The following is a 7,142-nucleotide window of genomic DNA, read 5'->3' as shown; positions in this document are numbered from 1 at the left end:
CAGAGGCACAGAGGCACAGAGGCACAGAGGCACAGAGGCGGCACCCGATGCTGCGGAGCTGGTTAGCACCGTTTGTCCTTCTTTATTTTAACCGAGGAGGCGGGGAAAAACATCGGCATGCAGGGGGATGTTTCCGCAGGTAGTCCGTACTTAACTGGAGAGCTGTCACCTGGATGGCGCACTGTGCGGAGGAATTTTGGACAGCCTGGAGAGCGTTGATCGCGGGGTGGCCGGCGCGCTCGGTCACGCGGGCCCGGTCGTGTGCCGGGTCCTCGGACCGGTCGAGATCGACGTCGACGGCGTGCCGGTCGACCTGCCCGGCCCACGGCCACGTCAGTTGCTGGCGGCGCTCTCGTTCGCGGACGGCGCCTCGGTACCGAACGATGTGCTGGCCGGGCACCTGTGGGGTTGCGCCCCGCACGGCCGACCCAGCCCCAATGTGCGCGTCGTGGTGCACCGCTTACGTGCCGCCCTCGGACCGCAGGCCGGCCGGGTCCTCGTGCTCGATCGGTGCGGCTACCGGCTCGCGCTGCCACCGGAGTGCACCGATCAGGGACAGTTCGGCGCACTGGTCGGCGCGGGCGTGCACGCACTGCTGGACGGCCACGCCGAAAAGGCGGTGACCACACTGACCGACGGTCTCGCGCTGTGGCGCGGGCAACCGTGGACCGAACTCGGCGACTCACCCGAATTACTCGGTGCCCGAACAAAGTTGAGCGAACTCCGGGAACTCGCGGTCGAAGAGCTGCAAGCTGCCCGGCTGGCGTGCGGCGACACCGCGGGCGCCGTCGCGGCGTTGAGCGAAGCGGTCATCCAGACGCCGTATCGCGAACGACGATGGGAGCTGCTGGCGCTCGGCCTGTTCCGCAGCGGCAGGCAGGCCGACGCGCTGGCACAGCTGCGCAAGGTGCGGCAGCTGCTGCGTGAAGAGATCGGCGTCGAACCCGGACCCGCGCTGCGCGACCTGGAACGCCGGCTCCTCGACCATGACCAGGGATTGCTCTTACCGCAGCATCCGGTCCGCGCCAGCACCGGCAGCCCGGCTACCAGCCCCCTGGTCCGTGGTTTCCGCCCCTACCCGGCAGGGCAACAGGCCAGCTGATCAGGACGACCCGGCGGTCGCGCCGGACACCAGCATCGACATCACCCAGGCGAAACCCTGGCCGAGTGCCGTCATCCAGTCGCCTACGTTGAACGAACCCATCTCGGTTTTCCTTCTGCTCGTGCGTATTTCAGGCTCAGCGCAGACCCGCGTCCGGCCGCACGGCATCGCCCGCGGCCGTCAGGTCGCAGGAGTGGTCGTTGCTGAGGTTGCCGCCGGTGGACAGGATGGTGGCGAACACTTTCTTACAGTTCTGCTCGCCGAGGCCCGCGGTGTTCTGCGCAATGGTCGAGCCGCGCAGGATCAGGTGCCCCATCCCGGGATTGAACACATCGGTGAATTGATAAGGCAGCGAATCGAGATACGCGGGCGCGATATTGATCCCGCCGCCGCCTTCATCCGCGCTGTTCCCCGTCACGACGGAGTCGATGAGCACCACCTCACCGACGCCCCGGATATCGAGTCCGCCACCGCGCCCGGCGAATCCGCCGAACCGGTACCACTTGACGCGCGGGTTGACGACGTGATTGTCGGTGATCGCGGTGCGGGTGAAGGTGCAGGTGTTGTCGCAGCGCACACCGCCTGCCTCACCCGCCGCGTTGGCGGTGACGATACTGTCGGTCATCCGCATATCCGCGACGGGAATGTTGAAGATGCCGCCGCCGTAGTCGGCCGCGTTCCCGACCACCGTCACGTGATCGAGAATCAGCTTGCCGGAGTTGGCGATTCCGCCCCCGCCGGTCTCGAACAACGGAATCTCGTGCTCGGTGGCGTTACCGCCGGTGATGGTCAGTCCGGACAGCGACACGTGCGCGGTGGTGAGCATGACCCGGTCCCGATGACCCGCGTCGATGACCGTGCGGTCCTGGCCGGCGCCCTCGATGGTGGTGTCCGCGGTGATATCGAGGTCGCCGGTGGCCGGATCGATGAAGGGGCCGTTGGTGTTCCAGAAGTTCGGCGCAATGGTGAGCTCGTAGCGACCCTCCGGCACCCGAATCGTGCTGCCCGGCCGCACATTCGCGGCCTGGATCGCCGCGCGGAGGGTGCACTCCCCCGCGTCCGTACGACACACACCGTCGAACGGGTTCGCGGCCGCACCGTCCGCCGTGGTCGTGACGATGTAGCTGCCGGGGCCGGCTGCCGAGCCGGTATCGGCCACGGCGCGGATCGGCGCGCCGTACAGCGCGCCGACTACCACCACACCGATCATCGACAATGACGAGATCTTCATCCGACCAACCACTCTCGGCGCGACTGCTGCGGGTGAGACAGCTTTTGCGGCGCTGTCTCGGTGCTTCGGTTCTAACAGACCCGAAAGTCACGCCGGTGCGTGTCGGGCACTTCCTTCACGAATGCACAATTTCGCTGGGCAGATCGACAGGACACCCTCAGCGCAGCAGTGAACGAGCGGTCGGCGCCAGCCGCAGTCGCTCGATCGGGCGCGACACCCATTTGCCCAGTTCCGGCAGCACCCGCTCGGTCCAGGTGGGCTCGGCCAGCGCACGCAGGTGCGCCTCCCGCCAGGCCGCGCTCTCGAACAACGAGAACACCACGACGGCCCGTTCATCGCGGACCGGCAGCGGCGCAAAGGTATTCGGTGTGGGATCGGTGACGTACAGTCCGGTCAGCGTGCCCCCCGTCAGTAGCAACGCGCGGCGCACCCGCTCGTTGAAGAACGGCGCGAACTCCGCCAGCGGGGTGTCGGGATAGAAAATCGTGACGAGCAGCCGCGAGTCCGGCGGATCCGTGACCGCCACACCGGGACGCACCCCCTTGAGTCGCAGTGCGTGCTGCGCTGAAACGGGCTGCAGCAGCAGTGCATTGGAAGTGTCGACCATGGTCGCGCGCGCGGCGGGGGCGTGCGTCCGCCAGACCGCACCCTCGACATAGAAGGCGTTGAGCGCGGCATCCCGAGACGCCATATCAGGGAAGGCGCGAATCCAGACGAACCGATCCGGATCGTCTTCGTCACGGAACTGGCCGACAATGCGCATGCCCACGGCTTCCTGCGTTTCGACGAGTTCCCGATCGAACAGCTCGATCATGGTGTCCCGGGTGCCGGGATGCAGCGTGTACTGCCTGAGTTCGACCACGGGCCAAACAGTTTCGGTCATCGGACAACTGTGCCATCGAGCGCCGACAGTTTCACGCCAACGGATAGGGCGGGGTGCTCTTGCCCATGATCCGGTACCGATTCCACAGATCCCGGTCGCCGACCACCGCGGGCCGCGCCGCGGCGTCGGTCCGCACCACGCACGGCGTGCGCTGTTCGTCGCCGAGCACCTCGGTGAGCGCGTCGTTGGCGTCGACCCGGCCGACCCACCGGTACACGCCGTCGGTGGGCTCGGGATATCCCCGCAATTCCACGCGCACCGGCACTTCCACGCCGCGCACCACAAGGGTCGCCGCACCGAAATAGTCGGCGCGGTCGTGCGGACTGCCGTCGGCTGCACCGTGTTCGGCCATGGCGACCTCCTGAAAACTGACGAAACCGTGTCTCAGACAATCTTGACAATACGCACCGCGAGTTCCAGACTCAAGGGAGATCGGTACCAGCGGTACCGGATAAACATGTCACGATCGTGCGCCGTTGCGGGTCGACGCCGAGGACACCCGTGCGCGACCCGAAGGGAGCCGATCCCGATGGCAACCCCGATTCCCGAACCGAGCGAATTCCCTCGGCCGGACACCAGCTCGGGCGGCCCGGTGCGGCGCCGCCGCACCGTCGCCGACCGCGACCTCAGCGCGCGCCGGTTGCTGCTCGACGCGGCCGAGGAGACCTACGACGGCGATCTCGACATCGACTGGGCGGCGCCGATCGATCCCGGAAAGCATTGGCTGCCCGAGCGTCTCGGCACCATTCACGACACCTGGGTGTGGCGCCGGATGAGCACCGAGCAGCGTGCGACGCTGGCCAGGTACGAGCTGGCCAACCTGCTCACGCTCGCCATCTACGCCGACGCGGCCCGGTCCATGCTGCTGTTCCGCGACATCATCGAGGCGTCCGGGCCGGCGGACGACCGCACCCGCGCCGCGCTCGCCGCCATCCACGCCGACAGCCGCACGATGGCCATGTTCGGCCGCATGGTGCACAAGAGCGGGCTCGCACCTTACCGGCGACCCGTACTCGCCCAGACAGTCTCGCGGCTCATTCTGCTCACGCCGAAGAACACCGCGTCCGCGGCGGTGACGCTGCTGATCCAGCAGGCCATGCACGACGTGGCGGACACGATCGCGAACGACCCGGAAATCCAGCCACACCTGCGTCAGCTGATGAAGATCCATCAGGCTGCCGCCCGCCGCAACCTGGCCTATGCCAGGGACCAACTGCTCGCCGAAATCGAGGAGCACGGCGCGGTTTCCAACGCGGTCGCCGCCCTGTGGGCCGCCGCCGCGACAGCCGCGCTCTACCCGGCGCTCATCGCACCACGCCCCTATCGCGCGGCCGGGGTACGGCGCAGGCACGCGCTCCCCGCCGCCTATCTGAGCAGGCACTACGCGGAATCCGCCCGGATGCTGACTGAATCCTTTGTGCAACAAGGCGTTCAGGCCGGACTGTTCGACGGGCCGGTAGCCACCACCATTCTCCGGCTGGGTCGCGTGTGGCCCGGTTCCACTCCGAGGAGGCACCGATGAGCACCCCGACCAAACATGCCGTCAGCACGGCGGGCATGTCGACCACTCGCGCCAAGAACGTCGGCGATCGGCAAAAGACCGCGCAGCGACTGCTGCGTTCGGCCGCCGATCGCGCCTATGACGGTGAGGTGGACATCAATTGGGACGCGCCACTGGAGCCGGGCAAGCGATGGATGCTCGACCACCGGCAGACCCTGTACGGCACCTACCTGTGGGACCGGCTCACCGACGAACAGCGCAGCACCCTCGGCATGCACGAGGCGGTCAGCGCACTGAGCTTCGGCATCCTCGCCGAAACCGCGCTGTCCACGTTTCTGCTGCGGCAGGTGATCGAATACCAGAATCCCGGCGACGAGCACAGCCGCTACGCGCTGGCCGAAGTCGGCGAGGAGACCCGGCATTCCACCATGTTCAGCCGGATGATCAACAAATCGGGCCTGCGCGCGTATCAGCCGTTCATTCCCAAGCCGTTGCTCAAGGCGGTGCGGCTGGTCGGCCTGGTCCCGATGGGCCCGGCAACCCTGGCCGGACTGCTGCTGGTCGAGGAGACCCTCGATCGGCTGCAGCGGGAGAACATGGACGATCCACAGATCCAGCCACATATGCGCCAGCTCAACAAGATTCATGTATTAGAGGAGGCCAGGCACATCACCTACGCCCGGGAAGAACTGGTCCGCCAGATCGCCGCGCGCGGCAAGCTGGTGAACGCGGCGCACCGACTCGCCTTCGCGATCATGGTGTTCGGCATCCAGCCCGCCATCGTGACGCCGCGGGTCTATCGCTCGGTGGGCATCCATCCGCTGCACGGGCTGGTCGTGGCACTGCTCAATCCGCACTATCAGGAGAACGCGAAGTTCGCCGGAGAGATGTTGCTGCGCTACGGATACGAGGTCGGCATGGTGCGCGGCGCGGTCACCACCCGCATCCTGCGCCTGGCCCGAGCCCTGCCCGACGACGTGCTCGCCGAGCTGTCACGGACGGCGTGACGATGACCGAACCGGAGGTCGCGCCGCCGCGGACCGGCCAGGCGCCCGCCGCTACGGCGAATACCCATGTGCACGAATTGACGATCGTGGAGGTGATCCGCGAGACGCCGGACACCGTCTCGCTCGTCTTCGAGGTGCCTGATCTGCTCGTCCCCCGATTCCGTTACCGCCCAGGCCAATTCCTGACGTTGCGGATCCCGAGTGCCCGGACCGGCTCGGTGGCACGCTGCTACTCGTTGTCGAGTTCGCCGCACCTCGACGACGATCTGATCATCACCGTCAAACGGACCGAGGGCGGCTACGCCTCGAACTGGCTGTGTGACAACGCTGTTCCCGGCCTGCGCGTGACGATGCTGTCCCCGTCCGGTGTCTTCACACCGAAATCACTGGACGCCGACCTGCTGATGATCGCCGCGGGGAGCGGGATCACCCCGGTCATGTCGATCATCAAGTCTGCGTTGCTCGCGGGCACCGGAACGACCTACCTGTTCTATGCCAACCGCGACGCGGGCTCGGTCATCTTCGGCACGGAACTGACCGGGATGATGACGGAGTATCCGGACCGCCTGATCGTCGACCACTGGCTGGCGTCGAGCATGGGCCTGCCCACCGCCGCGGCGCTCACCGAACGACTCTGGCCGTATACCGGATTCGACGCTTTCCTCTGCGGGCCTGCGGCTTTCATGCGGACGGCACGGGCGGCGATGCTCGCGGCGGGCATGAGCGAACGGCACGTGCACACCGAGATCTATCAATCGCTGACCGGCGATCCCTTCGCCGATATCGTGCTCGCCGCGGACGACGCCGGAACACCGGCCACGGCGACGGTGCACCTCGACGGCAGGCGGCTCGAGCTGGCCTGGCCTCGGCACACCCCCTTGCTCGATGTGCTGCTGGCCGCCGGTCACGATGCGCCGTACTCCTGCCGGGAGGGCGCGTGCAGCGCCTGCGCCTGCACGGTGCGTTCGGGCGAGGTCCGCATGCTCCGCAACGACACACTGGTCGATGCCGATCTCGCGCTCGGTCTCACGCTGGCCTGCCAGTCGGTCCCGCTGACCGAGCACGTCGACATCGCCTTCGACCAATAGCGCACCGATGGACGACTACGACTACGCGGGCCCCGCGACCGTCACCATCGGCGGCCGGGATATCGCGGTAGAGCTGGTGCTGCGCGGGCACTTCCAGGGCATCGACGGAATCTATCGCTGGTACGGGCGGATCCTGCCGAATGCGGAGCTCGCCGACGCGGTGGGCGACCGTGCGGAGGGGACGGTCGAGACCGCGTTCGGCACTGCGGCGGCCGTGTTCGGCGACCTCGATTTCTGGGATCGCTACCGGGTCTCGGGCCGCAGCACCCCGCCGTTCTTCGTGCCGAAAAGCTTGGCCGACCTTGACGATCCGGCGACGACCGGGTGAAT

At 67.2% G+C, this 7,142-nt stretch carries 8 protein-coding genes; 5 read left to right on the top strand and 3 right to left on the bottom strand.

The genetic code is table 11. The annotated features are described in order from the left end of the window. The first annotated feature begins 196 nt into the window (after window positions 1–196). Window positions 197–1,102, top strand: coding sequence for an AfsR/SARP family transcriptional regulator (locus tag TY25_RS29855; protein WP_081869187.1), 906 nt, complete (start codon window positions 197–199; stop codon window positions 1,100–1,102). A 136-nt stretch (window positions 1,103–1,238) separates the two neighbouring features. Here TY25_RS29855 and TY25_RS29850 read toward each other — a convergent pair whose 3' ends face one another. From TY25_RS29850 to TY25_RS29840, 3 genes are all read right to left on the bottom strand, one after another. Further along, window positions 1,239–2,333 carry a CSLREA domain-containing protein gene (locus tag TY25_RS29850; RefSeq protein ID WP_052383269.1) on the bottom strand — a complete coding sequence of 365 codons (1,095 nt, stop codon included), beginning with the start codon at window positions 2,331–2,333 and terminating at the stop codon, window positions 1,239–1,241. Window positions 2,334–2,490: 157 nt separating this feature from the next. Next, window positions 2,491–3,216 (bottom strand): NIPSNAP family protein, encoded by a 726-nt coding sequence (locus TY25_RS29845; protein ID WP_042261564.1) that lies wholly within the window; start codon window positions 3,214–3,216, stop codon window positions 2,491–2,493. Between the two features lie 31 nt (window positions 3,217–3,247). Next, window positions 3,248–3,568 (bottom strand): DUF4873 domain-containing protein, encoded by a 321-nt coding sequence (locus TY25_RS29840; protein WP_042261562.1) that lies wholly within the window; start codon window positions 3,566–3,568, stop codon window positions 3,248–3,250. A 177-nt stretch (window positions 3,569–3,745) separates the two neighbouring features. Here TY25_RS29840 and TY25_RS29835 point away from each other — a divergent pair, with 177 nt between their 5' ends. From TY25_RS29835 to TY25_RS29820, 4 genes are read left to right on the top strand one after another with little or no spacing between them, the layout of a single operon-like run. Then, on the top strand, window positions 3,746–4,738 hold the full coding sequence (locus TY25_RS29835; protein WP_042261560.1) for a diiron oxygenase: 993 nt from the start codon (window positions 3,746–3,748) through the stop codon (window positions 4,736–4,738). Continuing rightward, window positions 4,735–5,724: an AurF N-oxygenase family protein gene (locus tag TY25_RS29830; RefSeq protein WP_042261606.1), complete on the top strand. Its 990-nt coding sequence runs from the start codon at window positions 4,735–4,737 to the stop codon at window positions 5,722–5,724. The genes TY25_RS29835 and TY25_RS29830 overlap by 4 nt, the downstream gene beginning before the upstream one ends. Before the next feature lie 2 nt (window positions 5,725–5,726). Continuing rightward, window positions 5,727–6,812: a ferredoxin--NADP reductase gene (locus TY25_RS29825; RefSeq protein WP_042261559.1), complete on the top strand. Its 1,086-nt coding sequence runs from the start codon at window positions 5,727–5,729 to the stop codon at window positions 6,810–6,812. Window positions 6,813–6,819: 7 nt separating this feature from the next. Next, window positions 6,820–7,140, top strand: a complete 321-nt coding sequence (locus TY25_RS29820; RefSeq protein WP_042261557.1) for a DUF4873 domain-containing protein — start codon at window positions 6,820–6,822, stop codon at window positions 7,138–7,140. The last annotated feature ends 2 nt before the right edge of the window (window positions 7,141–7,142 follow it).

It is taken from the genome of Nocardia brasiliensis NBRC 14402 (assembly GCF_000308475.2).
GTDB classification, from domain to species: Bacteria; Actinomycetota; Actinomycetes; order Mycobacteriales; family Mycobacteriaceae; genus Nocardia; species Nocardia brasiliensis.
This window is presented reverse-complemented; position numbering and strand designations above follow the sequence as displayed.